The organism is Spirillospora albida (genome assembly GCF_000718255.1).
GTDB lineage: Bacteria > Actinomycetota > Actinomycetes > Streptosporangiales > Streptosporangiaceae > Spirillospora > Spirillospora albida.
Window position 1 is genome coordinate 25,339 of sequence record NZ_JOFJ01000022.1, and the last position, 25,636, is coordinate 50,974.

Here is a 25,636-nt window from a genome sequence, read left to right on the forward strand (position 1 = left end):
CACCCAGGTGGCCAGCATCGCACGCGCAGGTGAACGGCGACAGAATGCCCAGTGGATCAGGTGAGCGGGTACTTCATCCCCATGTGTGAGGGGCGGAAGCCCATCTTCTGGTAGAAGCGGATCGCGTCCGGGCGCTGCCGGTCGGTGGTGAGCTGGACGACCCTGCAGCCGCGCTCGCGGGCCCGCTCGATCGCCCAGCCGATGATCGCCTGGCCGACGCCGTGGCCGCGCGCCTCGGCGGCGACCCGGACGCCCTCGATCTGCGCGCGCTCGCCGCCGGTGTAGGTGAGGCCGGGGATGAAGGTCAGCTGGAGGGTGCCCGCGATCCGGCCGTCGATCTCCGCGACGATCACCGCGTTGTTGGGGTCCTTCTCGATGGCCGCGAAGGCGGTGAAGTAGGCCTCCGGGATGTCGTCCCCGGGCGTTTCGCGGGTCGCTCCGAGGGGATCGTCGGCGAGGAGCCGGACGATCTCCGCCAGGTCGTCCGCCGTCGCCTCGCGAAAGGTCACTTCTTGATCACGCAGCACGCGCAACAGGTTATCCGGACGTTACGGTGCAATGTTTCACATCGGCTTGTAGTACTACGAGCCGTAGTACTACGTTGAGTCCGACAACCACCCCTACCGCGAACTGCCGGTGTGCGCGACGAGGCCGCACCGCAGGGAGAAACCATGCACAGCGACCCGAACGAGGAACACTGGACCGACCACGCCATCTGCCGTGGCACCGATCCCGACCTGTTCTTCCCGATCGGATACTCCGCGCCGGTGCTGGCGGAGCAGCAGCGCGCCGCCAAGGCGGTCTGCGCCAACTGCCCCGTCCGGGCCGAGTGCCTCGCCTGGGCACTGCGGGTGGGTGAGCCCGACGGCATCTGGGGCGGCACGACCCCGGAGGAGCGCCGCTACCTGCGCCGCACCGCCGAGGCCCCCGAGCGCACGCCGCTGCCCGTCATCGTCGTCCGCGGCGACGCGTCCGAGCCCGCCGAGGCCGCCGCGACCCGCGCCGCCTGAGCACCCCGTCGGGTACGCCGCCGCCCGCCCTCACGGGAGCAGGGCCACCTTGCCGACGACCTTCCGGTTCATCAGGTCGTCCAGGACGGCCCCGGCGGCGGTGAGCGGCTCCGTCCGCGGCGCCACCGGCTCCAGCGCGCCGCTCTCGACGAGGCCGAGCAGCCCGTCGAGCAGAGCCCGCTGCTCCACCGGACGGGTCATCGCCCACGCGCCCCAGTCGACGCCGACGACCGACCGGTTCCGCAGCAGGACCTGGTTGAGCGGCAGCGCCGGGATGTCCCCGGACGCGAACCCGATCACGACGTACCGGCCCCGTTCGCGCAGCGAGCGGAGGCCGGGCTCGGCGAGCCCGCCGCCCACCGGGTCGTAGACCACGTCCACGCCGCCCTCCGACCACGTCCGGGCGGCGGTCTTGATGTCGGAGGTGTCGGTCGCCGAGTCGGCGCCCGCCGCGATCGCCGCGTCGCGCTTGTCCGCCGACGACGCGGCGGCCAGCACCCGCGCGCCCAGCGCCTTCGCGACCTGCACCGCCGCCAGTCCGGTGCCGCCGCCCGCGCCCAGCACCAGGACGGACTCGCCCGGCGCCAGCCCCGCCCGGTCGCGCAGCGCGAACAGCGCCGTGCTGTAGCTCTGGGTGAACGTCGCGGCCCGCGCCGCGTCCAGCTTGGCGGGGATCGGGACCGCCGCCTCCGCCGCCACCGCCACCCGCTCCGCGAAACCGCCGAGACCGCACATGGCGAGGACCCGCGTCCCGGCGCCGGGACCGGCGACGATCGTGCCCGCCACCTCGCTGCCGGGCACGAACGGCGGCTCCGGCTTGATCTGGTACCGCCCCTGGACGAACAGCCCGTCCACGTAGTTGACCCCGGCCGCCTCGACGGCGATCACGACCTGCCCGGCGGCGGGCCTCACGTCCGGGAGCTCCCGGACGGCGACCGACCCGAGCTCTTCACACACCACTGCACGCATCCGCCCAATATGCCGGTGAAGCGAATCACGGCACCATCCGGGGGGATCAACCGTTGAGGGAACAACGGAACCGAGACTTACGGTGGCGTACATGAGCTATCCCGAGGTGCCCTCCCGGCAGCGGTCGGAGGGACTCGTCAAGCACGGCGCCCGCGCGCTGACCGCGGCGTTCCTGATCGGCTCCGTGACCGTGGTCATGTGGGCCCTCGAACTGTTCGACGTCTACGCGGCCGGGAACCGGCTCGACGCGTACGGCATCCAGCCGCACGCCGTCGGCGACCTGCCCGACATCTTCACCGCCCCCTTCATGCACGGGGGCGTGGCGCACATGGCGGCGAACACCGTCCCGTTCGTGGTGCTCGGGTTCCTCGCGGCGGCGCGCGGGATCTGGAAGTTCATCGGCGCCACCCTGATCATCACGGTGGTGGGCGGGCTGGGGGTGTGGTTCACGAGCTCGGCGAACACCCTCGGCTCCAGCATCCTGATCTTCGGGTTCTTCGGCTACCTCGTCGGCCGCGGCGTCTTCGAGCGGAGGCTCCTGGACATCGCGATCGCCATCGCCGTCGTCGCCCTCTACGGCACGCCGATGCTGCTCGGCGTCCTCCCGAGCGACCCGGCGATCTCGTGGCAGGGCCACCTGTTCGGCCTCATCGGCGGCGTCCTCGGCGCCTGGTTCCTGCGCCGCGACACCGCGCGTGGCTGACCGCCCTCAGTGCGGCCGGACGGTCACGTCCGACACGACCGCGTCGCGGGGCGTCTCCAGCGCCGCGACCAGGACCCGCGCCACGGTGCCCGGGGCGGCGAAGTCGTCCTCGGCGTACGGGTGGCCCTCCTGCGCCCGGACGCGGCGCTGCATCTCCGTCGCGGTGCGTCCGGGGTAGACGGTCGTCACCCGCAGCGCCGGCTCCTCGGCGCGCAGCGAGTCGGCGAGGGCACGCAGCCCGAACTTGCTCGCGGCGTACGCCGACCACTCGGGGTTGGCGCGCAGCCCCGCGGTCGAGTTGACGAACACCACATGCCCCTCCGCGGCGCGGAGCGCGGGCAGCAGCAGCCGCGTCATCTCCGCCGCCGACACGAGGTTCACCGACAGGTGCTCGATCCACTCGTCGGCCTCGAGTTCGGCGACCGGCGACAGGTGCACCATCCCGGCGGCGTGCACGAGCCCGTCCAGCCGGGCGGGCGGCCCGTCCAGCGCGAGCGCCGCCTCGATCCTGCGTGGTTCGGTCAGGTCGAGCGGGATCGTCCGGATGGCCGGGCCCGCCGAGGGCGCCGGCGTCTGTCCCGGCCCCACCGTCGCGATGAGCTGGGTGGCGACGTGCGCGCCGGCCCTCAGCCGGGTGGCGAGGTCGTCCAGCCGCTCGGCGGAGCGGCCGGTGAGGATCAGGTCGTGCCCGCGCTCGCGCAGCAGCTCCGCGACCGCCGCGCCGATGCCGCCGGTCGCCCCCGTGATCAGATACGTGCCCATGAGGCCCCATTCTCACTGATGGTCCACCTATCCGGGTGGACGCCCCCGGGACGCGGTTAGTTCGGCCGCAGGACGCGGGTCACCCCCGCGATGAGGGCCGTGGCGAGCACCCAGCCGGTCGTCACCAGCCCGTACGCGACCCAGCGGGACCAGCCCAGCGCGTCGTAGGCCAGCTGCTGCCCGAACGTGTCGAGGGGGATCAGCAGGTCGAGGGAGTAGACGAGCGCGTGGAACGCGGGCAGCTCGTCCTTCGGCTTCATCGGACGCGGATGCTCGATCGAGAACACGGTGGTGCCGAGCGCGAGCAGCGCGGCGAACCACGCGAACGCGAGCCAGGGCCGGTAGCCGTACCCGACCGTCCAGTCCAGGACGTGGTTCCAGACGCGCCCGACGACGTGCAGCCGGCGGCGGCGCGCCCGCAGCTTGGCCAGCTGCACCTTGCGGGCCAGGTCGTCGAACCCGGTGCCGTGGTACCAGGCGGCGAGCTGCTCGTACGGCTGGAGGTGGAACTCGTTGTCGCGGGACACCCAGCTCAGCCGGTCCTTGAAGTCGGCGCCGCGCAGCGTCTCGTAGACCAGGCCGTTGAGCCACAGCTCGTCCGGCCAGACCGACGGATGATCCATGATCACGCCGATGCGGGAGTAGGACAGCGACACCCGGCCGTTGATCTTCCGGTCCGGCCACAGCAGCAGCTCGTCGGCCTGCATGTGGCTGGCGTGCAGCGCCTGCCGCGCCGGGTCGCCGGAGTCGAGCCGTCCGCGCGAGAACGACACGATGCCGTTGACGCGGGCGCTGCGCAGCCGCACCGTGCCGAGGGCGGAGAACCCCCGGCTGAGCTCGCACGCGTCCTCGACCACCATGTTCTGGCCGTCGAGGGCGTGCCCGCCGGGGCTCTCGATCACGGTGCCCTCCATGAACAGGCCGCCGTTCATGCGGGCGCCGACGAACCGGACCCCGCCGGTGATCCTCGCGTCCCGGATGAACGTGCCGACGTCGACGACGAGCCCGCCGCTGTAGACGGCCCACTCCTCGGGCGCCACCGTGATCGTCGTGCCGTTCATGCGGAGTCCGCCGCCGAGCTGGGCGCGCGGCAGCCGCACCTGCCCCTCGATCTCGGAGCCGGACAGGCTGAGATAGCCGTCGGCGCGGAGCCCGCCGCCGTCGAAGCCCGGCATGCGGCACTCGGCGAACCGCAGCTGGCGGGTCTGCGCGTTGGACAGGTCGGGCTCCTCCACGAGCCTGCACCGCTCCAGCCGCAGCTCGTGCTCGACCAGCCCGCCCGCCAGGTCGAGTCGCCCGAGGATGTAGGCCCCCCGTAACCGCACCGCCGCGACCGATCCCGGGCGGGTCTCGCAGGCGCCGAGCAGCAGCTGCCCGATGACCTCCGCCCGCACGATCCGGTCGGGCAGGGGACCGGCCGGACGATCGTCGCCGAGTTCGACCGTCGTACCGGCGGGGAACGCGGCCCAGAGGCGCCGTTCCGCGTCGTTCAATCCGGGGGGCTGGGGCACGTTACCCCTTTCTACGCGCAGACCCCCGCCGTGATCAAGCTCGTTGATCGCGGCGGGGGTCTGCGGCGGGCGCGGTCAGAAGAAGCCGCGGCGGCGTCCGGCCTGCTGGAGGAAGCCGTCGAGCTGCTGCTCCCAGTTGGTGTTGTCGACCGTCGCGTAGTCGACGGTGAAGCGGCTGAACGCGTCGTGGCCCTCGGTGAAGACCCCGCCGCGCTTGTCCAGCTCCAGGACGACCTCCATGGAATGGGGGTTGGAGACGAACGTCACCTCGAGCTGCTTGATGCCGCTCGCGTAGCGCGCAGGCGGGTGGAACTCGATCTCCTGGTAGAAGGGCAGTTCCTGGTGGACGCCCCAGATGCGGCCCTTCTCGCAGTCGGCGTTGCGGAACACGAACCCGAGGTTGGAGAAGGCGGCGAGGATGCGCTCCTGCGCGGGAAGCGGGTGCACGGCGATCGGGTCGAGGTCGCCCGGGTCGACCGCGCCCGCCACCTCCAGCTCGGTCGCGATGCCGACGGTCGTGCCGTGCAGCTGGCGGCCGTACATGTGGGTGAGCGGCGCCTCCCACGGGATCGGGAACTGGAACGGGACGCTGTGCCGCGCCCCCTCCTGCAGGGAGAAGCCGCCCGCGACCGGCAGCTTGGCGTAGTCGAGGTTGGAGGTGTACTCGTTGTCGCCCGACTCGACCTCCACCCGGCTGCGCAGGGCCAGCGTCACCGCCTTGATGTCCGAGTTGTACTGGCCGCCGATGATCGTGATCTCACCGGTGACCGCTCCGCCCGGCCGCGTGTTCGGATCGTGCAGGACCGTCTCGATCGACGGCCCGCCGATGCCGATCGCCTGCCGCAGCTTCTTGAAGACCAATGGCCCGTCCTCCCGTGTTCGGGCGCCTCGAGCGCCCTCGTCCGTCCCATAGACGTCCTGCTCGGAGGTTACGTTCCCCGTTCCGGCCGTGACCTGCGATCCGCCGGCCGCGGCCGGGAGCGGACATCAGGAGCGGCCGAGCGCCCGGTACTCCCAGCCGGCGGCGCGCCACTGGGCGGCGTCCAGGGCGTGGCGCCCGTCGACGATGCGCTTGTCGCGGACGACCCCCGCCAGCGCCGCGGGGTCGATCTCGCGGAAGTCGGCCCATTCGGTGAGCAGGACGATGACGTCGGCGTCGTGGGCGACGTCGAGGGCGCTGTCGCCGTAGCGGAGCTCGGGGAAGGCGCGGCGGGCGTTGTCCAGGGCGGCGGGGTCGTAGACGCGGACGTGCCCGCCGAGGCCGTGCAGGGTGCGGGCGACGTCGAGGGCGGGGGCGTCGCGGATGTCGTCGGAGTTGGGTTTGAAGGCGGCGCCCCAGCAGGCGATGCGGTGGCCGGAGATCCTGCCGCCGAGGAGTTCGCGGACGAGGTCGACGGTGCGGGCGCGGCGGCGGCGGTTGATGTCGTCGACCTGGCGGAGGAAGGAGACGGCCTGGCCGACGCCGATCTCCTCGGCGCGGTGGGCGAAGGCGCGGATGTCCTTCGGCAGGCAGCCGCCGCCGAAGCCGAGGCCGGGCTTGAGGAACCTGCCGCCGATCCGGTCGTCCAGGGCCAGGGAGTCGGCCAGGTCCTTGACGTCGGCGCCGACCGCCTCGCAGACCTCGGCCATCGCGTTGATGTAGGAGATCTTGGTCGCCAGGAACGAGTTCGCGGCGACCTTGACCAGCTCGGCGGTGGCCAGGTCGGTCCGCACCACCGGGGTGCCCTGCTCCAGGATCGGGGCGAACGCGGCGCTGAGCCGCTCGTCCGCCCACGCGGAGGCGACGCCGAACACCAGGCGGTCCGGGCGCATCGTGTCGTCCACGGCGAAGCCCTCGCGGAGGAACTCGGGGTTCCAGGCGAGTTCCACGTCGGTGCCCGCCGGGGCCAGCTCCTGCACGAGCGAGGTGAGGCGCTGCGCCGTGCCGACCGGCACGGTCGACTTCCCGACGACGAGGGCCCGCCGGTCGAGGTGGACGGCGAGACCGCGGACGGCGGCGTCCACGAACGTGAGGTCGCAGGCGTCGGAGCCGGGCTGCTGGGGGGTGCCGACGCAGATGAAGTGGACGTCGCCGAACGCGGCGGCCTCGGCGAACGACGTGGTGAACCGCAGCCGCCCCGATTCGAGCGCCTTGGTGAGGAGCTCGGGCAGGCCCGGCTCGAAGAAGGGCACCTCGCCGGACGCGAGCTTGTCGATCTTGCGTTGGTCGACGTCGAGCCCGATGACCTCGTAGCCGAGGACGGCCATGCAGATCGCGTGCGTGGCACCGAGGTAGCCGGTGCCGATGACGGTGAGCCTCGGGACCTCCGTCGACTTCATTGGCGCATCTCCTTACCGCTGGCTGCGAGGCTTCTGGCTTCGTCGGTCCGCCCGGCGCTGCGCGGACCACCCTGTCCGGTCGCGGGGATCGCTCGCGACCTTGATCAGTGTGCCGCCTCTCGCGGCGGGGGCCGCTGGGCCCCCATCTGATTCGGACGGAATAGGGCGATCTACCTGAATCGTTGTGCGGAATCCGCAAGGATGGCCCGAATGTCGGGTGACGTGCGGAGACCCATGGTGGTCGCGCGATGGGAAAGCGCGACCACTGACGTGACGCGTTTACCCGGACGTGGGGTGATCAGTGTCACATCATTGCCCGGACGGTGACCGCTCTGCGGCCTCAGGTCGGAGATTCCCCGGGTTCTGGGGGGTTGTCACTGGTTACCAGCGGGTAGCATGATGTCGAGTTACTGACCAGTATGGAGCGGGGCCGCAGGTCGCCGCGGGATCTAACGGAGTCTCGAATGGGGCACTACAAGAGCAACCTCCGGGACCTGGAGTTCAACCTCTTCGAGGTGTTCAGGCGCCAGGACCTCCTCGGCAAGGGCCCGTACGCGGAGCTCGACGAGGACACCGTGCGCAGCATCCTCGACGAGGTGAAGCGCCTCGCCGAAGGGCCGCTCGCCGAGTCCTTCGAGGACGCCGACCGCAACCCGCCGAAGTTCGACCCCGCCACCGGCACCGTCACGATGCCGGAGAGCTTCAAGAAGTCCTACAAGGCGTGGATGGACGCCGAGTGGTTCCGCCTCGACCTCAACCCCGAGTTCGGCGGCAGCGGCGCTCCCCGCTCCCTCACCTGGGCGGTCGCCGAGCAGGTCCTGGGCGCCAACCCGGCCGTGTACATGTTCTCGTCCGGCCCCGGCTTCGCCCAGATCCTCTGGCACATCGGCAACGCCGAGCAGAAGAAGTTCGCCGAGCTGGCCCTCGAGCGCCAGTGGGGCGCCACGATGGTGCTGACCGAGCCCGACGCGGGCTCCGACGTCGGCGCCGGCCGCACCAAGGCCGTCGAGCAGCCCGACGGCACCTGGCACATCGAGGGCGTCAAGCGCTTCATCACCTCGGCCGAGCACGACATGTCCGACAACATCTTCCACCTGGTGCTCGCCCGCCCCGAGGGCGCCGGCCCCGGCACCAAGGGCCTGTCGATGTTCCTCGTGCCGAAGTACCTCGTGGACGTCGAAACCGGTGAGCTCGGCGACCGCAACGGCGCCTACGTCACCAACGTCGAGAAGAAGATGGGCCTCAAGGTCTCCACGACCTGCGAGCTCACCCTCGGCGAGAAGCACCCCGCGATCGGCTACCTGGTCGGCGACGTCCACGAGGGCATCAAGCAGATGTTCCTCGTCATCGAGTACGCCCGGATGATGGTCGGCACCAAGGCGATCGCCACCCTCTCCACCGGCTACCTCAACGCGCTCGAGTACGCCAAGGAGCGCGTCCAGGGCGCCGACATGACGCAGATGACGGACAAGACCGCGCCGCGCGTCACGATCACCCACCACCCGGACGTCCGGCGCAGCCTCATGACCCAGAAGGCGTACGCCGAGGGCATGCGGGCGCTCGTCCAGCTGACCGCGTCCTACCAGGACGCCGTGCAGATCGCCGAGTTCGAGGGCCGCAAGGACGAGCTCGCCGAGAAGCTCAACGACCTGCTGCTCCCGATCGTCAAGGGCTTCGGCTCCGAGCGCGCCTACGCGCTGCTGGGCGGCGAGTCGCTGCAGACCCTCGGCGGCTCCGGCTTCCTGCAGGAGTACCCGATCGAGCAGTACATCCGGGACTCCAAGATCGACACCCTGTACGAGGGCACCACCGCCATCCAGGGCCTGGACCTGTTCTTCCGGAAGATCCTCCGGGACAACGGCGAGGCGCTGAAGGTGCTCGCGGGCGAGATCAAGGCGTTCGCCGAGAGCGAGGCCGGCAACGGCCGCCTCAAGAACGAGCGCGCCCTGCTCGCCAAGGGCCTGGACGACGTCCAGGGCATCCTCAACCCGATGATCGGGTGGGCCCTCGGCGCCATGGAGGACCCGAAGGAGCTCTACAAGGTCGGGCTCAACTCGTCCCGGTTCCTCCTGGCGCTCGGCGACCTGGTCGTCGCCTGGCTGCTGTGCCGCCAGGCGGAGGTCGCCCTCACCGCCCTCGGCGGCGGCGACGTCTCCGACGCGGACACGACGTTCTACAACGGCAAGGTCGCGGCCGCGCAGTTCTTCTGCCAGACCGTCCTGCCGCGCCTGGCGTCCGACCGCGTCGTCACCGAGAACACCAACCTCGACGTGATGGACCTCCCGGAGGAGTCCTTCTAAGTCGGTACCTCCGCCTCCCGCGGAGTCAATGGCGACGGCCCCCGCCTCGTGGCGGGGGCCGTCGTCGTTAAGGCGCGCCTATCCCCAGGCGAGCATGCGGATGGGGTCCTCCAGCATGGCTCCGACGTCCTTGAGGACCTTGGAGCCGAGCTCGCCGTCGATGATGCGGTGGTCGAACGACAGGGCCAGCGTGGTGACCTTGCGGATCGCCAGCTCGCCCTCGTGGACCCACGGCATGTCGCGGATCTGGCCGAACGCCAGGATCGCGGCCTCCCCGGGCGTGATGATCGGGGTGCCGGTGTCCACGCCGAACACGCCCACGTTCGTGATCGTGATCGTGCCGTCCGACAGGTCGGCGGGCGACGCCCTGCCCGCCCGCGCCTTCTCCGCCAGCTCGGTGAGCGCGCGGGCCAGGCCGGGCAGCGAGAGGTCCTGCGCGTCCTTGATCTTCGGGACGAGCAGGCCGCGCTCGGTCGCCGCCGCGATCCCGAGGTTCACGTACCGCTTGACGACGATCTCGGCGGAGCCGTCCGGCAGATCCGCCCAGGCCGCGTTCGCCATGGGGTGACGGGCCACGGCCGTGAGCAGTGCCCGCGCCACCAGCAGCAGCGGGGAGACCTTCACGTCCGCGAACTCCGGCAGCTCCCGGAGGCGCTTGACGGTCTCCATCGTGCGGGTCACGTCGACCTGGAGGAACTCGGTGACGTGCGGCGCGGAGAACGCCGAGCCGGTCATCGCCGCCGCGGTCGCCTTGCGGACGCCCTTGACGAGGATGCGCTCCTCCCGGCCCGCCGGTGCCGCCTGGGGGGCGACCCGGGGCGCCTGCGCCGGCCCCGACCGCGCGGCCAGGATGTCGTCCCGCGTGATGGAGCCCTGCGGGCCGGTCCCGGTGATCGTCGCGAGGTCGACGCCGAGGTCCTTGGCCATCTTGCGGACGGGGGGCTTGGCCAGCGGCAGCGCGTTGCGCGGGGCCGTGGGCGCCGGAGCGGAGGGAGCCGGGGCGGGGGCGGACACAGGTGCCGCCGGGGCGGGAGCGGGCGCCTCGGCGCCGTTCGCGCCCTTCCTGGGCCGCCTCTTGGTCGCGCCCTCCTTGACCCCGTAACCGACCAGGACGGGCTGGCGCTTCGGCTCCGGCGCCGTCATGCCCGGCTCGTCGATGGTCGGGATCATGTCCTGCTTGAGCGCGGCGGGCTGCGCCGGCTGCGACTCGGCCGGTTCGCCCTCGCCGGTGTCGACCGAGATGATCGGGACCCCGACGTCCACCGTCCGCCCCTCCTCGACCAGCAGCTCGGCGACGACGCCCTCGAACGGGCACGGCAGCTCGACGATCGCCTTCGCGGTCTCGATCTCCACGATCGTCTGGTTGACCTCGACGGTGTCGCCCGGCTGGACGTGCCACTTCACGATCTCGGCCTCGGTGAGGCCCTCGCCCACGTCCGGGAGCTTGAACTGCTTCACCGCCGTCACCATCCGAAGGTCCGGTCGACCGCGTCCAGGATGCGGTCGAGGTCGGGCAGGTAGTGGTCCTCGATGCGGGACGGCGGGTAGGGCGTGGAGAAGCCGCCGACGCGCAGCACCGGCGCCTCCAGCCGGTAGAAGCACCGCTCGGTGATGCGGGCGGCCAGCTCGGCGCCGTAGCCGCTGAACACGGCCGCCTCGTGGACGACGACGCAGCGCCCCGTCCGGTGGACCGACGCCGTGACCGTCTCGATGTCGAGGGGGTTGAGCGAGCGCAGGTCGATGACCTCGACCGACCGGCCCTCCTCGCCCGCCGCGACGGCCGCCTCCAGGCACGTCTTCACCGCCGGCCCGTAGGACAGGACGGTGACGTCGTCGCCGGGCCGGACGACCCTCGCCGCGTGCAGCGGCGTCCAGTCCGCGGTCTCGGTGTCCACGTCGGCCTTGTCCCAGTACCGGCGCTTCGGCTCGAAGAACACGACCGGGTCGGGCGAGGCGATCGACTGCTGGATCATCGAGTACGCGTCGGCCGGGTTCGAGCACGCCACGACCCGCAGGCCCGCGGTGTGCGTGAAGTACACCTCCGGCGACTCCGAGTGGTGCTCGACCGCGCCGATGCCGCCGCCGCACGGGATCCGGACGACGACCGGCAGCTCGACCTTGCCGAGCGACCGCATCCGCATCTTCGCGAGCTGGGTGATGATCTGGTCGACGGCGGGGAACACGAACCCGTCGAACTGGATCTCGACGACGGGCCGGTAGCCGCGGAGCGCCAGCCCGATCGCGGTGCCGACGATGCCGGACTCCGCGAGCGGCGTGTCGATGACGCGCTCCTCGCCGAAGTCCTTCTGCAGGCCGTCCGTGATGCGGAACACGCCGCCGAGCTTCCCGACGTCCTCACCCATGATGAGGACCTTCGGGTCGTCGTCCATGGCCTTGCGCAGGCCCTCGTTCAGCGCCTTGCCGAGCGTCAGGGTCGTCATCGGGAAGCCTCCTCGAAGGACGCCAGGTAGGCGGCGAACTGCTCCTGCTCCTCCGTCATCAGCGGATGCGGCTCCGCGTACACGTTCTCGAAAATGGACAGCGGCTCCGGGTCGGGCAGCGCGAGGCACGCCGCCCGCAGCTCCCTGGCCATGGCCTTGGCGTCCGCCTCGACCTCCTCGAAGAAGGCCGAGTCGGCGAGGTCGCCCCGGACGAGGTATGCCTTCACCCGCTCGATGGGGTCCTTGAGCTTCCACGCCTCCTCCTCGGCCTTGAGCCGGTAGCGCGTGGGGTCGTCCGTGGTGGTGTGGGCGCCCATCCGGTAGGTGTACGCCTCGATGAACGTGGGGCCCTGCCCCGTGCGGGCGGCCTCGAGGGCCTTGCGGGTTACGGCGAGGCAGGCGAAGACGTCGTTGCCGTCCACCCGGACGCCCGGGAACCCGTACCCCTGCGCGCGCCGGTACAGCGGGATGCGCGTCTGCTTCTCCAGGGGCTCGGAGATGGCCCACTGGTTGTTCTGGCAGAAGAACACGATCGGCGCGTTGAAGACGGACGCGAACACGAACGACTCGTTCACGTCGCCCTGCGAGGTGGCGCCGTCCCCGAAGTAGGCGATCGTGGCGCCCGCCGAGGGCGTGCCCAGCACCCCGTCCCGCTGGATGCCCATCGCGTACCCGGTGGCGTGGAGCGTCTGGCTGCCGATCACGATCGTGTAGAGGTGGAACCCGTACTTGGCGGGGTCCCAGCCGCCGTGGTTGACGCCGCGGAACAGCCCCAGCAGGTTCAGGGGGTCGACGTCCCGGCACCAGGCCACTCCGTGCTCCCGGTACGTCGGGAACACCATGTCGTGCTCGCCGAGCGCGCGCCCGGACCCGATCTGCGCCGCCTCCTGCCCGAGCAGCGACGCCCAGATGCCGAGCTCGCCCTGCCGGGTGAGCGCGACGGCCTCCAGATCGATGCGCCGGACGGTCACCAGGTCGCGGTACAGCGCGCGGACCTCGTCGGCGCCGAGCTCGAGGGGGTAGTCGGGGTGCTCGACCCGCTGCCCCTCGGGGGTGAGCAGCTGGACGAGTTCCGGCTCGGCGGGCCCAGGGTCGCCCGGCGCGCCGCGGACGGAGTCGATCGTCATCGATGACACTCCTCGGTCGGGGCCGGAACGCGGGATCGCCGCACGCCGGCCGGTATCAGTGGCCTCTTCACCCCGGTAAGGGACAAAAGCCGCTGACACCCATGGTGGCAGACATCACACCCATCTTCGCAAGCCCTACTTGCACGGGTCCCTACCCGCCACCCGCGCCGTCCACCCGGAACCGGCCGTGAGCCCCCGGTCGCCCTCCGCTACTCGCGGGACAGTGCCCGGGTGGCTCCGGCGGCGACCGTCAGGCCGAGGAGGATGCCGCTCACGACGATGAAGTTCGCGATCCACTGGTAGACGCCTTTGGGCGCGAATTCCATTTCCTGGCCGAGATATCCGATCGGCAGGAGGAGATCGAGCGTGTAGAAGAAAGGGTTGAAATGTGGATGATGTCCGTCGTCGAGGACGGACGGCTTGTGGAGCGAGAACACGATCGTCCCGAATGCCAGCAGCCCGATCAGCCAGCTCGCGGCGCGGAACGGGCGGTAGCCGTAGCCGACGAGGGCGTCCTGCAGGTAGCCGAAGACGCGCAGCGGCACGCCCTGGGTGCGGCGCCGGTCGCGGGCCTTCGCGAGGAGGACCGAGCGCCCATCGGCGTCCAGTCCGAGGGCGCGGTACGTCTGCGCGAGGCGCTCGTAGGGCTGCGGGGCGTAGCCGTCGGTGTCGCGCCGGATCCAGGCGAGGCGCTCGCGTCCGGTGAGGGGCGGATCGAGGGTCTCGTACTGCAGGCCGTCCAGCTGGAGGCGGCTCGCCCACGTGTCCTTGGCGTCCCGCAGGAGGTTGATGCGGGCGAACGACAGGTCGGCGACGCCCTTGATCGCCTCAGCGGGCCGCAGCAGGACCTCCTCCGCCTGGAGCCGCTGCAGGCTCAGGGCGGTGCCCTCCTCGTGGTTCAGGATGGCGCCGCGCAGGCTGAGCTGCCCGGTGACGCGGGCGCCCGCGAAGCTGACGGCGCCGGCCACGGTGAAGCCGTCCGAGCAGTAGACGTCGGTCTCGACGGCGAGGTCATCGGCGTTCAGCGCGGTCCCGCCGGGGTGCGTGAGGCGGGCGCCGACGAACGACAGGTAGCCGCCGACGCGGGCGCCGCGCAGCCGGACCTCGCCCTCGGCGGTGAAACCGCCGTCGCAGAACACGTTCGCCGCGACGTCCAGGCGGCTCGCGTAGAGGGCGACACCGGACGGGTTGTGCAGCCGCGCCTGCCGGAAGATCAGCTGGCCGCCGACGTGCGCGCCGGGCAGCCGGACCTCGCCGTTCGCCGCGAAACCCTGGTCGCAGTAGACGTTCGCGTCGACGCTGAGCCGGTCGGCGAGCAGGGCGTCACCGCCGGGATTGGCCAGCTGGACGCCCGACATGTTCAGGATGCCGGTGATGTGTGCCCCGTCCAGCCAGAGCCCGCCGGAGATGTAGCTGCCCTCCAGCCACAGGTGGCCGTCGACCCGGGTGCCTGACGCGACCAGCCCCGGCAGGCGGCAGCGCATCAGATGGACGCTGTTCATGGTCGCCCAGTACAGGTGCGGCGCCTCGTCGAACACGCATCCGGTGAGCGCCAGCGGCACCGTCACCTCGGCGTGCCCGAGGTTCAGCGAGCCGGTCACCCGCGCGCCCGTCAGGCGGACCGCCGCGACCTGCCCCGGAACCCGCTCCACCGCCCCGACGAGCAGCGCGACGAGCACCTCCGCCCGGATGACGCGCTCCCGGCCCCAGCGGTCGGCGTAGGCCGGGTCGTCGAGGGCGGCGTCGCCGGACGACAGGTCCACGGACTCACCGCTCGGGAACGCCGTCCACAGCCGGCGTTCCGCTGGGGTCAGGTCGTCGATGTTCATCGGGCGGCTCCGTGGGTGCGGGTGGGCTCTGCCCCGTAATGGTGCCGTACGCTTCTCCATCGTCAGGAAAAATGCAGATCAGTGAGGGGGCGGTCGTGGCGCGCGTCGTCGTGGACGTCATGCTCAAGCCGGAGATCCTCGACCCGCAGGGCCAGGCGATCGCCCGGAAACTGCCGCAGATGGGGTACGAGGGCGTCGTCGCCGTCCGGCAGGGCAAGCGGTTCGAGGTGGAACTGGAGGGGCCCGCGGACGACGCGGCCCTGGAGCGGGTCCACAAGATCGCGGAGGCGCTGCTGGCGAACCCCGTCATCGAGAACTTCGAGGTCCGCGTTCTCTAACGTCCGGCGGGTAATGGCACGGAATGATGTTCGTCTTGTTTCGTTCCAAAACCTCCGCACATTTTGCCGGGACGCCGGTGATTCGACGGAAAGACCCGACAGTCTAGCGATTACGGAAGATTCCCCCGGGGAACTGTTAGCTGCGTCGAGTCGTCGAGACGCTCCCGGGGCGGGGGAACCTCCCGGGACATGACAGAGGGTGTCCGGGGTGGATATGAGGTTCTCGCTCGCGCTACCGCGTGAGGCACCGAGCATTCCGGTGATCCGCAAAGTGCTGGGGGGCGCGCTGCGGGGCCTCGGCGTCTGCGAGGACTGCGTCGCCGACATCCTCGTCGCCACGTCCGAGGCGTGCACCAACGCGATCCTGCACGCGCGCGCCTCCGGCGGCTTCGAGGTCACCGGCTCCATCGACGCCGGCGTCTGCGTCCTCACCGTCCGCGACGGCGGCCGCGGCCCGCGCCCCGCCCCGGCGGACCGGGGGATCTTGGCCGAATCCGGGCGCGGCCTTAAGATCATGCAGGCGCTGATGGACGACCTGAGCATCGACACCGCGCCCGACCGGGGCACGATCGTCCGCCTGCGGAAACGCCTCACCTGGCGGGACGGCGCCCTCGGGGGACGCCTCGATCACCGGCTCGTCCACAGCGCCGGGTAGATTGGTAGCCGCGCGGGGGGATTGCGACGCGCAGGTGAACGGGGGACCACACCCGACCGTCCCGGCCGCACCTCGTTTCGGAGGAACAGAACTGATGGACGCTGCCCGGGTTGGGGTCATCACCTTCCCTGGTTCCCTTGACGACAGGGACGCCGCACGCGCCGTCCGGCTGGCCGGCGCCGAGCCGGTCATGCTGTGGCACGCCGACCACGACCTCCAGGGGGTGGACGCGGTCGTCCTGCCGGGAGGGTTCTCCTACGGCGACTATCTCCGCGCGGGGGCCATCGCGCGGTTCGCGCCCCTCATGACGGAGCTGGTGTCGGCCGCGAAGGCGGGGCTCCCCGTCCTCGGCATCTGCAACGGGTTCCAGGTCCTGTGCGAGTCGCACCTGCTGCCGGGCGCCCTGCTGCCCAACGCCGGGCTCCACTTCGTCTGCCGCGACCAGCGCCTCAGCATCGAGAACGCCGACACGGCCTGGACGACGGAGTACCGCGCGGGCCAGGAGATCGTCGTCCCGATCAAGAACCGCGACGGACGCTACGTCGCCGACCGCGAGACGCTCCGCGAGCTGGCCGACTCCGGCCGCATCGTCGCGCGCTACCTCGACCTCAACCCCAACGGGTCCCAGGACGACATCGCCGGGATCTGCAACGAGGCCGGCAACGTGGTCGGGCTCATGCCCCACCCCGAACACGCCGTGGAATCGCTGACCGGTCCGTCCACGGACGGGCTCGGCTTCTTCACCTCGATCGTCAAGAGACTGGTCAACGCATGAGTGGCCGCGAGGGGCGCGCGACAGCGCCACGGACGCGAACGGAAACACGAGCATGAGCGAGCAACGGCCCGAATCCTCCGGGCGGGACACCTCGGACGAGCCCTCCATGGAGTGGCTCGGCGCCCTGAAGTCCGACGCGGACGACCCCGAGCTCCAGCCGGTCGACCCGGCGGTCACCCAGGCGTTCGAGGCGATCCTCGAGGAGGAGCAGCCGCCGGGCATCCCGCCCGCGCCCGCCCCGGCCCCCGGCCCCGTCCAGGGCCCGCCGCCCGCCGCCGAGCCCGAAGTCCTCCCCCCGGTCCCCGAAGCGCTGTCGACGCCCCCGGAGGCGCTGTCCGGCCCTCCGCCCCAGGAGTTCACCCGGGCCCTGGCGGAGGAGCGCACGACGGGCCCCCAGCCCGTCCGCGGCACGGGCCCGCAGCCGACCTATGAACCCGGCTTCGGCAGCGGCCCGCAGCCCGCCTACGGCACCGACCCGCAGGCGCCGTTCGGCACGGGCCCCCAGCCCGCCGTGGGCACCGGCCAGCGGCCCCTGCCGGGCCTCGACACGGGCGCGCTGCCGGTCGTCCCCTCCGGCGACCCGGGCACCGGTCAGTTCACGCGCGCCGGCTCCGGCCCCTTCCCGTCCGGTGACAGCGGCCCGCAGCCCGCGCTGCCCGCCCCGAACCAGCCGCCCCTGTACGGCACCGGCCCGCTGCCCGCCATCGGCTCCGGCACGGGCCCGCAGCCCGCGATCGGCGGCACCGGCCCGCAGCCGGCGGTCGAGTCCGCCCCCGAGCTCGAGGCCCCGGCGTTCGAACTCGGCACGGACACGGTGGCGATCGCCGCCGCGACCCCCGACCGCCCGCAGCCCTACGTCGAGCTGGGCATGAACGACGAGGAGTACCGGCGCGTCCGGTCCATCCTCGGCCGCCGCCCCACCTCCGCCGAGCTGGCGATCTACTCCGTCATGTGGAGCGAGCACTGCTCCTACAAGAGCTCCAAGGTGCACCTCCGCCAGTTCGGCGACAAGGCCCCGCAGACGGACGCGCTGCTCGTCGGCATGGGTGAGAACGCCGGCGTCGTGGACGTCGGCCACGGCTGGGCGGTCACCTTCAAGGTCGAGTCGCACAACCACCCGTCCTACGTGGAGCCCCACCAGGGCGCGGCCACGGGCGTCGGCGGCATCGTCCGCGACATCATGTCGATGGGCGCCCGTCCGGTCGCCGTGATGGACTCCCTGCGCTTCGGCCCCGCCGACGCGCCGGACACGCACCGCGTCCTGCCCGGCGTCGTCGCAGGCATCGGCGGCTACGGCAACTCGCTCGGCATCCCGAACATCGGCGGCGAGACGGTCTTCGACGCCTGCTACGCGCAGAACCCCCTCGTCAACGCCCTCTGCGTGGGCGTGCTGAAGCACGAGGACATCAAGCGCGCCGTCGCCCCCGGTCCCGGCAACCGGGTCATCCTCTTCGGCGCCCTGACGGGCCCGGACGGCATCGGCGGCGCGTCCGTCCTGGCGTCCGCGACCTTTGACGAGGAGTCGCAGCAGAAGCGGCCCTCGGTCCAGGTCGGCGACCCGTTCATGGAGAAGCTCCTGATCGAGTGCTGCCTGGAGCTGTTCCGCGAGGACCTCGTCGTCGGCATCCAGGACCTCGGCGCCGCCGGCGTGTCCTGCGCGACCACCGAGCTTGCCGCCGCCGGCACCGGCGGCATGCACGTCGAGCTCGACCTCGTCCCGCTCCGCGACGCGACGCTCCGCCCCGAGGAGATCCTCATGAGCGAGTCGCAGGAGCGCATGATGGCGGTCGTCGCGCCCGACAAGGTCGACCGCTTCATGGAGATCTGCGGCCGCTGGGAGATCCCCGCGACCGTGATCGGCGCCGTCACCGACACCGGACGCCTCGTCATGACCTGGCGCGGCGACACGATCGTCGACATCCCGCCCGGCACCGCCGCCGACGAGGGCCCCGTGTACGAGCGCCCCCTCGCGCCGCCCCACGACCTCGGCACCCTCCAGTCCGACACGCCGGGCCGCCTCACCCGCCCGTCCACCGGCGAGGAGCTGCGCCGCACCGTCCTGTGGCTCGCCAGCTCTCCCAACCTCGCCAGCAAGACGTGGGTGACGTCCCAGTACGACCGGTACGTCCTCGGCAACACGGTCATGGCGATGCCGGAGAACTCCGGCGTCGTCCGGATCGACGACGAGTCGGGCCTCGGCGTCGCGATCTCCCTGGACGGCAACGGCCGCTACACCCGCCTCGACCCGTACGCGGGTGCGCAGCTCGCGCTGTCCGAGGCGTACCGCAACGTCGCCGCGACGGGCGCCCGCCCCCTCGCCGTCACCAACTGCCTCAACTTCGGCTCCCCGGAGGACCCGGGCGTCATGTGGCAGTTCGCGCGCGCGGTCGAGGGCCTCGCGGACGCCTGCCAGTACCTCGGCGTCCCCGTCACCGGCGGCAACGTCAGCTTCTACAACCAGACCGGCACGACCCCGATCAACCCGACCCCGGTGATCGGCGTCCTCGGCGTCCACGACGACGTCCGCCGCCGCGTGAACATGGCCCTCACCTCCGACGGCGCCACGATCGCGCTGCTCGGCGAGACCCGCGAGGAGTTCGGCGGCTCCGAATGGGCGCACGTCGTCTACGGCCACCTGGGCGGCCTGCCCCCGCTGGTCGACCTGGCCGCCGAACGCGCCCTGGCGAGCGTCCTCGTCACGGCCGCCCGCGACGGCCTGATCACCGCCGCGCACGACCTGTCGGACGGCGGCCTGTCCCAGACCCTCGTCGAGGCGTGCCTCCGCGGCGGCCTGGGCGCCCGCATCACCCTGCCGGGCGACCCGTTCGTCACCCTGTTCAGCGAGTCGGTGGCGCGCGCGATGGTGGCCGTCCGCCCCGGCGCGGAGGCCCGCCTGGCGGCCCTCTGCGAGCAGGCGGGCGTCCCCGTCACTCAGCTGGGCATCACGGGCGGCGACTCCCTCCAGGTGTCGGGTACCGACCAGCGAGAGATCTTCAACATCCCGCTGGCCGAACTCCGCGAAGCCCACGAGCGGATGCTCCCCAGCTACGCCGACTAACCCCACGAAAGAGGCCGCCCCGTCCCCGGGGCGGCCTCTGCGTCTGTGGACCCGACCTGAGCGAGGGCCTCAGCCTGCGAACCGCCGCGCTCGCAAGGGGCACGGGCCAGCGCGCCCGAACCGCTAAGCGACCCCCCGGGGCCGCACCCACGAGAACACGGCTAGAAGACCGAGATGTGGACGTGGTCGTAGTGGTTCGCGGTGGCGCCGCCGCGGTTCTCCATGAAGCGCCAGCCGGGGCTGCGCATGTCGTAGATGCGCTGGCGCCAGATGACGTACTTCACACCGAGGCGGCTCGCGTGGGTGATGGCGTACTGGGCGGCCTGGTCGCCGAGGCGCTGGGCGCTGCCGGTGGCCATCGCGCCGCCCGTCGTCACCATGAAGTCGCAGGCGTGGCCGGTGCCGTGGTCCTGGGGGTCGCCGGTGTAGCGGACGCAGCCGATCAGGGGGAAGGGGCCGAACTCGACGTCCAGGGTGTTCTTCACCTTGAGCATGCGGGGCGTGACGCCGCCCATGCCGGCGCTGGGGGACTCCGGCTTGTACTTCTTGACGAGGGTGCGGATCTCGGCCTTCTTGGCGAGGAGGTCCTTGATCTCCTTGCGGAGTTCGTCGACCTTCTTCTGCGCCTCCTTGCGGGCCTGCTCCTGCTCGTCGATGAGTTTCTGGATCTGGTCGACGCGGGCGGCCTTGTTCCGTGCGAGGTGGCTGATCAGGCCGGCGCTGTTCAGCACGTCGGACGGGTTGTCGCTGGACAGGACGCTGACGGACGGGTCCTCGCCGTTCATCATGTACTGGTTCGCGGCGAGCTGCGCGACGAGGTCGCGGGCCTTGATGAGGTCGCTCTGCAGGACCTTGGCCTTGTCGAGGGCCTTCTTCGCGGCGTACTGGGCGTCCCGCAGCTTGGCGAGGTCACCGCCGTAGGCCTTGTCCAGTTTCGCGATCTGCTTGCTGAGCTGGTCGTACTTGGTGCTGTCGCCCGGGTCGGCCGGCAGCGCGGGCGCCGTGGGGACGGCCGCGGCGGACGGGGCGATGACGCCCGGTACCGAAAGCCCGGTGGCGATGGCCACGAGAGCCACGGCGGCGCGTCGTCCGCCGCGCCGAAGGGTGGAGGCGGGAATCTCCACGTCTTCTCCTCTCCTCGAAGGCCTGCCGGGTTAGCTGACGGGTTCGGGCTGGAGTACGCCCTATCGCGGTGTGCGAGTTCACCCCTCCGGGACGGTGCGCCGTCCACGGTGTTGGGTCCCCGGCTCTCGGGCTTGCGCCACGAGACTCGGCCGGTCCGTCGCGAGCGCGGACGAACCGTCAAAGCACTGTAAAGAAACGTTCATTGCCGCGCCAAGGTTAACGCCTGTGGCGCGTGCCACGGAATACAACCCGAGAGGCCCGGCCCCCTGGCGGGAGCCGGGCCATCCTACGGGATGAGCGTCAGAGCTTGGCCTTGTAGACCATGCGGTTGGCCGTGCCGCCCCGGAGCTTCTTCAGGGCGTTCTTGGTGGAGTTGTCGTTCAGCCACTTCTGCACGGACGGGAACGTCGCCTTCGGGTACTTCTGGAGGATCAGCGCCGCGACACCGGTCACGTACGGGGCCGCCATCGACGTCCCGCTGATCTTGTTCTTGGTGCTGCCCGGCCAGGTCGACCAGATGCCGTAGCCCGGTGCGCTGATGTCGACGCACTTGCCCCAGTTGGAGAAGGCCGCCCGGTTGTCGTAGACGGTGGTCGCGCCGACCGCCATGACCCAGCCGGCGCTCGCCGGGGACGTCTTGCAGGCGTCGATGTTGTCGTTGCCGGCGGCGACGGTCACGAACACGCCCGACTTGGACAGGTTCGTGACGGCGGTGTTCAGCGACGCGGACTTGGAGCCGCCGAGCGACAGGTTCGCGACGGCCGGCTTGGCGGCGTTCGCCCGCACCCAGTTCGCGGCCGCGACGATGTCGGACAGGTAGCCGCTGCCGTCACAGTCGAGCGCCTTCAGCGCCCGGATCTTGACGCCCTTGGCGGCGCCGTACGACTTGGAGCCGATGATGCCGGCGACGTGCGTCCCGTGCCCGTTGCAGTCCGACCCGTTGGCGTACCGGGACGCGTACCACGCGACGGCGGCGCGCCCGCCGAACTCGGGGTGGCCCGCCTGGATGCCGGAGTCGATGACGTAGGCGGTCACGCCCTTGCCGGTCGCGGTGTAGGTGTAGCTCTTGGAGAGCTTCTGGCCGCGCTGGTCGATGCGGTCGAGGCCCCACGGCAGCGGGGCCTTCTGCGTGGTCGACGCGCGGACGATCTGGTCCTGCTCGATGGCGGCGACGCGCTTGTCGCGGCGGAGCTTCTGGAGCTGGTCGCCGGTCAGCTTGGCGGCGAACCCGTTGAGGACGCCGTCGAACCGCTTGACGTCGGCGGCCTTGAGGCTCTGGGCGGTGGTCGCGGTGGACGCGCCGCTCTTCAGCGTGACGATGTACCGGCCGGGGACGGGCGTGCCGTCGGTGGCGGAGGTCACCTGGACGAGGGAGGGGGAGTTATCGGCGGCGAAGGTCGGGAGCGCGACGGCGCCGCCCACGGCGACCGCCATCCCGCCGGCCAGCAGCATCCTCCGGTGGACAACCCGCAAGTCGTCTCCTTCTGTCGGGGGGCCAGCGCGCGCGGAGGGCCGCCCGCGTTCTGCTGCCCGCAAGGAAGATCGATCGATTCGACCGACGGCACCCTAGCGGAAATGTCCAGATAAAGCCCGCTAAAAGCCCCAAGCCGGTCAACGCGGAGGTGCCGAGGTCGACCGTGGTAGTGCGGGGAATCAGCCGCGGCTGAGGCGCCCGGCGTACCGCAGGCTCGTGCCGGACCGCGACCACGCGTACTCGAGCGTCCCGTCGGACTTCCGGGTGATCTGCACGTTCCCGCTGGTGCAGGGCTTGTCGACGGTCAGCGCCATGTCCAGCCTGCTGCCCGTGCCCTTGGTCAGCGTGAGCAGCCCGTCGCACTTCTCCCGCGGGTACACCGCGCGCGCCGTCGTGCCGCCCGCCTCGAACGTCACCTCGATGGGGAACGAGGTGTTCCGCGCGTTGTTGACGGCGCGTCCCGTCCACCGTCCGGCGAACGACGCCGGGATCGTCGTCACCGGACGGTTGTCGGCGGCGTTCGTCTGGTCGGCGGGCGGAGCGTCCTCCCGCCTGAGCTGCGGCCACAGCACCAGCGCGATGATCGCGATACCGACCCCGACGCCGATGCTGAGCGACAGCGCGACCCCCAGCACATGGCCCCCCGGGCGCTTGATGCCGGGCACCTTCAGCGCCGCCGTGGACCCGCGTTCGCCGAATCCCGACGGCGGGACGTCGAACTCCGGAGACGGAGTGAACAGGGCCGTGGCCTCGCCCGGCTCCGCCGGCACGGCGACCAGGTCGATCGACGTGGCGTCCGCGCCGAGGGCACCGAACGCCGTCGTCGCCTCGAACGACGCCGGATCGATGTCCGCCGCCGCCGGCTCCGCCCTCCTGGACCGCCTCGCCCCGGCCTTCGGCTCCGCGCGCCGCGGCGGCGGGACGGCGGCACCTCCGAGGAGCGCGCGCCCCTCCTCCAGCAGCGACGCCGGTATGCGGGCGGCGAGGGGGCTCCGCGCGTCCAGCAGCCGCCCGAGCACGGCCTCCGAGGTCGGACGCTCCGCCGGGTCCTTCGCCAGCGCCGCCGCGATCACCTCGCGCAGCCCGTCGGGCACCGCGGACAGGTCGGGCTCGTCGTAGACGATCCGCTGCATGACCTCGGACGCGGAACCGCCCTGGAACGCGGGCCGTCCGTACGTGGCGAAGAGCATGACCGACGCCCAGGCGAAGACGTCGGCGGCCGGGCCGATGCCCTTCCCGCTGAGCTGCTCGGGGGCCTTGTACGCCGGATTGCGGGGGATCGCGCCCAGCGGCACCGCGTTCACGGCCTCCAGCGCGCCCGCGATGCCGAGGTCGCTCACCCTCGGGCCGTCCTGCCCGAGGAGCACATTGCCCGGCTTCAGGTCCAGATGCGCCGCACCCGCCCGATGCGCCGCCGCCATCGCGACCGCCACGCCCACGGCCAGCCGTTCCACCACCGCGGGGCCGCGCGCGCCCTCCTCGTCCACCAGCCTTTGCAGGGACGGGCCGTCCACGAACTCGCTCACCACGTATGCGCGGTCACCGTCGACGTCCGCGTCCAGGATCGCGGCCGTGCCGAACCCCGAAACCCGCCGCGCCGCCGCGAACGCGTTCGTGAACCGCTCCCGCGCCACCGGCTCACCGCTCAGCCGAAGGTGCAGGAGCTTGACCGCCACCCCGGCCCGGCCGAGGAACACGGCACCCTGGTCGCCCACGCCCAGCCGCGCGGTGAGCTCGTACGAACCGAGCCGCCGCGGGTCACCGGACTGCAGAGGCAGCGCCTCGGGCATCTGACGAACCTCCGTGTTGCTCGCGGGGATCACGCCCCCCGCCGGTCCCACCTGGCACCGGGGTCCATTTTTACCGCCCGCGACCCGGCCTGGGCCGCATTGACGGCGGTACCGTCGACCCCGATGCCACGAACACCGCTCTCCCTCGGCCTCTTGAACGAGCAACGCGCCACTCTAGGGCTCCCGCCCCATCCAGGCCCAGAAGATCCCGCGACACTCCGTCGCGCGGCCCTCGACACCGTGCTCGCGGCGGACACCGAACCGTCCCGCACCATCGTCCGGGCCGCCGTGCGCTACCTGCTGGACCGCCTGGCCGACACGGCCCCCGGCCGCTCGGTGGAGGTCAGGATCCCGCCGCACGCCGCCGTCCAGTGCATCGCCGGCCCGCACCATACCCGCGGGACCCCCCCGAACGTCGTGGAGATGGACGCACCGACCTGGATAGCCCTGGCCACCGGCACCCTGGCCTGGCCTGAGGCCCTGGCCGCGGGCAGGATCCGCGCCAGCGGCTCCCGCGCCGACCTCTCCTCCCACCTCCCCCTCACCCTGGACTGACCGGCCCCCCGCCGAGCTGCTCGCCCTTCCACAAGTGGCGGCGGGTGGACCGCCCCTCCAGGTGGCAGGGCCGCAGGCGGGCTGGCCCTCGTCCCCCCGGAGGGGCGGGAAGGGGTGGTCCTTCGATTGGGGTCTTGTTCGTTCGGGCGGGCGCTGCGAGCGTGGTGGCAATCACGTATCGGGGCGCGGAGGTGATGGCCGTGCTCGTCGCGCACTGGACGTTCGACCTCGACACGGTGGACGGGCGGCGGGTGGCCGCCGCGGGCGGTGGTGCCCCGGCGCTGGAGCTGGACGAGAACGCGGAGATCGTCCCGGGCCGCCTGGGGGAGGCGCTGGCCCTCGACGGGCGGGGGCACGCCGTGGTCCCGGCGGCGCCGCAGCTCGTCCTCAGCCAGGTCTTCGGGTTCACGCTGGCGTTCTCCGTGCAGGTCACGCAGGGGCCGACCGGCGAATGGCGGGGGCTCGTCTACAAACCGGTCGCCGACCAGGACGCCCGCGGCCTCGGCATCTGGCTCTATCCGGACGCCATGCGGCTGCGCGTCCAGTTGTTCACCGTGAAGGGGCCGGACTTCGCCGACAGCCGGGCGCGGCTGGGACTCGGCGAATGGGCGCACGTGGCGCTGGTCGTCGACACCGACGGCATGTTCGTCTACGTCGACGGTGAATTGGACGCGGCCGTCCCGCTGGAGCACGCGGTGGTGAGTCCGGCGGGGCCGCTGTATCTCGGCGGAGAGCCCGGCAAACCGGGCTTCAGTGGCTTGATGGACGACTTCCGGATCTTTGCGACACCCCTGGACAAGCCCGCGATCGCAGCCCTCGGTGAGCTTCGGGGCTGAGCGGCGGGCACCCTGGGACGGGAGGTAACGGGCGGTTCAGGAGATCCGCCGATCGGAGC

At 71.7% G+C, this 25,636-nt stretch carries 22 protein-coding genes and 1 riboswitch; of the genes, 9 read left to right on the forward strand and 13 right to left on the reverse strand.

Annotation, left to right across the window (positions count from 1 at the left end; translation table 11 throughout):
- Positions 1 to 56: 56 nt before the first annotated feature.
- Positions 57 to 509, reverse strand: a complete 453-nt coding sequence (locus IE99_RS0124550) for a GNAT family N-acetyltransferase (RefSeq protein WP_030175507.1) — start codon at positions 507 to 509, stop codon at positions 57 to 59.
- Between the two features lie 162 nt (positions 510 to 671).
- Between IE99_RS0124550 and IE99_RS0124555 the strand changes: the two genes are divergently transcribed.
- The gene (locus IE99_RS0124555) at positions 672 to 1,010 is read left to right on the forward strand and encodes a WhiB family transcriptional regulator (RefSeq protein WP_030175509.1); all 339 of its coding nucleotides are present in this window, start codon (positions 672 to 674) and stop codon (positions 1,008 to 1,010) included.
- A 30-nt stretch (positions 1,011 to 1,040) separates the two neighbouring features.
- Here the strand turns inward: IE99_RS0124555 and IE99_RS0124560 are convergent, their stop codons facing one another.
- Positions 1,041 to 1,979: an NADPH:quinone oxidoreductase family protein gene (locus IE99_RS0124560; protein WP_030175512.1), complete on the reverse strand. Its 939-nt coding sequence runs from the start codon at positions 1,977 to 1,979 to the stop codon at positions 1,041 to 1,043.
- Between the two features lie 91 nt (positions 1,980 to 2,070).
- On the opposite strand from IE99_RS0124560, the gene IE99_RS0124565 reads away from it, so the two are divergent.
- Positions 2,071 to 2,682 (forward strand): rhomboid family intramembrane serine protease, encoded by a 612-nt coding sequence (locus IE99_RS0124565; protein ID WP_030175514.1) that lies wholly within the window; start codon positions 2,071 to 2,073, stop codon positions 2,680 to 2,682.
- Between the two features lie 6 nt (positions 2,683 to 2,688).
- Here IE99_RS0124565 and IE99_RS0124570 read toward each other — a convergent pair whose 3' ends face one another.
- The 4 genes from IE99_RS0124570 to IE99_RS0124585 all read right to left on the reverse strand — a co-directional run bounded on the left by IE99_RS0124570 (position 2,689) and on the right by IE99_RS0124585 (position 7,274).
- Positions 2,689 to 3,444 (reverse strand): SDR family oxidoreductase, encoded by a 756-nt coding sequence (locus tag IE99_RS0124570; protein ID WP_030175516.1) that lies wholly within the window; start codon positions 3,442 to 3,444, stop codon positions 2,689 to 2,691.
- Between the two features lie 56 nt (positions 3,445 to 3,500).
- Positions 3,501 to 4,955 carry a hypothetical protein gene (locus IE99_RS0124575; RefSeq protein ID WP_030175519.1) on the reverse strand — a complete coding sequence of 485 codons (1,455 nt, stop codon included), beginning with the start codon at positions 4,953 to 4,955 and terminating at the stop codon, positions 3,501 to 3,503.
- A 75-nt stretch (positions 4,956 to 5,030) separates the two neighbouring features.
- A complete protein-coding gene (locus IE99_RS0124580) occupies positions 5,031 to 5,816 on the reverse strand; it encodes a sporulation protein (RefSeq protein WP_030175521.1) in 786 nt (261 codons plus the stop codon).
- A 126-nt stretch (positions 5,817 to 5,942) separates the two neighbouring features.
- Entirely contained in the window at positions 5,943 to 7,274 is a 1,332-nt protein-coding gene (locus IE99_RS0124585; RefSeq protein WP_030175523.1) for a UDP-glucose dehydrogenase family protein, read from the reverse strand.
- A gap of 464 nt (positions 7,275 to 7,738) precedes the next feature.
- On the opposite strand from IE99_RS0124585, the gene IE99_RS0124590 reads away from it, so the two are divergent.
- Positions 7,739 to 9,574, forward strand: coding sequence for an acyl-CoA dehydrogenase (locus IE99_RS0124590; RefSeq protein WP_030175525.1), 1,836 nt, complete (start codon positions 7,739 to 7,741; stop codon positions 9,572 to 9,574).
- Positions 9,575 to 9,652: 78 nt separating this feature from the next.
- On the opposite strand, the gene IE99_RS0124595 is transcribed toward IE99_RS0124590, so the two are convergent.
- From IE99_RS0124595 to IE99_RS0124610, 4 genes are all read right to left on the reverse strand, one after another.
- Positions 9,653 to 11,044 carry a dihydrolipoamide acetyltransferase family protein gene (locus tag IE99_RS0124595; protein ID WP_030175527.1) on the reverse strand — a complete coding sequence of 464 codons (1,392 nt, stop codon included), beginning with the start codon at positions 11,042 to 11,044 and terminating at the stop codon, positions 9,653 to 9,655.
- The gene (locus tag IE99_RS0124600) at positions 11,038 to 12,015 is read right to left on the reverse strand and encodes an alpha-ketoacid dehydrogenase subunit beta (protein ID WP_030175529.1); all 978 of its coding nucleotides are present in this window, start codon (positions 12,013 to 12,015) and stop codon (positions 11,038 to 11,040) included. The genes IE99_RS0124595 and IE99_RS0124600 overlap by 7 nt, the downstream gene beginning before the upstream one ends.
- Positions 12,012 to 13,142, reverse strand: a complete 1,131-nt coding sequence (gene pdhA, locus IE99_RS0124605) for a pyruvate dehydrogenase (acetyl-transferring) E1 component subunit alpha (protein ID WP_030175532.1) — start codon at positions 13,140 to 13,142, stop codon at positions 12,012 to 12,014. The genes IE99_RS0124600 and pdhA overlap by 4 nt, the downstream gene beginning before the upstream one ends.
- A 209-nt stretch (positions 13,143 to 13,351) precedes the next feature.
- Complete coding sequence (locus IE99_RS0124610; protein ID WP_030175534.1) at positions 13,352 to 14,971, reverse strand: hypothetical protein; 1,620 nt, start codon at positions 14,969 to 14,971, stop codon at positions 13,352 to 13,354.
- 95 nt (positions 14,972 to 15,066) lie between these two features.
- Between IE99_RS0124610 and purS the strand changes: the two genes are divergently transcribed.
- From purS to purL, 4 genes are all read left to right on the forward strand, one after another.
- Positions 15,067 to 15,309: a phosphoribosylformylglycinamidine synthase subunit PurS gene (gene purS, locus IE99_RS0124615; protein WP_030175536.1), complete on the forward strand. Its 243-nt coding sequence runs from the start codon at positions 15,067 to 15,069 to the stop codon at positions 15,307 to 15,309.
- A 259-nt stretch (positions 15,310 to 15,568) separates the two neighbouring features.
- Positions 15,569 to 15,964, forward strand: a complete 396-nt coding sequence (locus IE99_RS0124620) for an ATP-binding protein (RefSeq protein WP_245623330.1) — start codon at positions 15,569 to 15,571, stop codon at positions 15,962 to 15,964.
- 94 nt (positions 15,965 to 16,058) lie between these two features.
- The gene (purQ, locus tag IE99_RS0124625; protein ID WP_030175541.1) at positions 16,059 to 16,739 is read left to right on the forward strand and encodes a phosphoribosylformylglycinamidine synthase subunit PurQ; all 681 of its coding nucleotides are present in this window, start codon (positions 16,059 to 16,061) and stop codon (positions 16,737 to 16,739) included.
- Between the two features lie 868 nt (positions 16,740 to 17,607).
- On the forward strand, positions 17,608 to 19,797 hold the full coding sequence (gene purL, locus IE99_RS0124630) for a phosphoribosylformylglycinamidine synthase subunit PurL (RefSeq protein WP_211258915.1): 2,190 nt from the start codon (positions 17,608 to 17,610) through the stop codon (positions 19,795 to 19,797).
- Positions 19,798 to 19,958: 161 nt separating this feature from the next.
- Here purL and IE99_RS0124635 read toward each other — a convergent pair whose 3' ends face one another.
- The 3 genes from IE99_RS0124635 to IE99_RS30715 form a co-directional block, all read right to left on the reverse strand.
- Entirely contained in the window at positions 19,959 to 20,921 is a 963-nt protein-coding gene (locus IE99_RS0124635; protein ID WP_030175549.1) for a coiled-coil domain-containing protein, read from the reverse strand.
- A 3-nt stretch (positions 20,922 to 20,924) separates the two neighbouring features.
- A riboswitch (cyclic di-AMP (ydaO/yuaA leader) is annotated at positions 20,925 to 21,083 on the reverse strand.
- Positions 21,084 to 21,222: 139 nt separating this feature from the next.
- The gene (locus tag IE99_RS0124640; RefSeq protein WP_030175552.1) at positions 21,223 to 22,395 is read right to left on the reverse strand and encodes a S8 family peptidase; all 1,173 of its coding nucleotides are present in this window, start codon (positions 22,393 to 22,395) and stop codon (positions 21,223 to 21,225) included.
- Positions 22,396 to 22,575: 180 nt separating this feature from the next.
- Positions 22,576 to 24,186, reverse strand: coding sequence for a serine/threonine protein kinase (locus tag IE99_RS30715; RefSeq protein ID WP_051713180.1), 1,611 nt, complete (start codon positions 24,184 to 24,186; stop codon positions 22,576 to 22,578).
- A 240-nt stretch (positions 24,187 to 24,426) separates the two neighbouring features.
- Here IE99_RS30715 and IE99_RS0124650 point away from each other — a divergent pair, with 240 nt between their 5' ends.
- Entirely contained in the window at positions 24,427 to 24,741 is a 315-nt protein-coding gene (locus tag IE99_RS0124650; RefSeq protein WP_425423856.1) for a sterol carrier family protein, read from the forward strand.
- 164 nt (positions 24,742 to 24,905) lie between these two features.
- On the forward strand, positions 24,906 to 25,577 hold the full coding sequence (locus tag IE99_RS0124655; RefSeq protein WP_157610478.1) for a LamG domain-containing protein: 672 nt from the start codon (positions 24,906 to 24,908) through the stop codon (positions 25,575 to 25,577).
- Positions 25,578 to 25,636 lie beyond the last annotated feature (59 nt).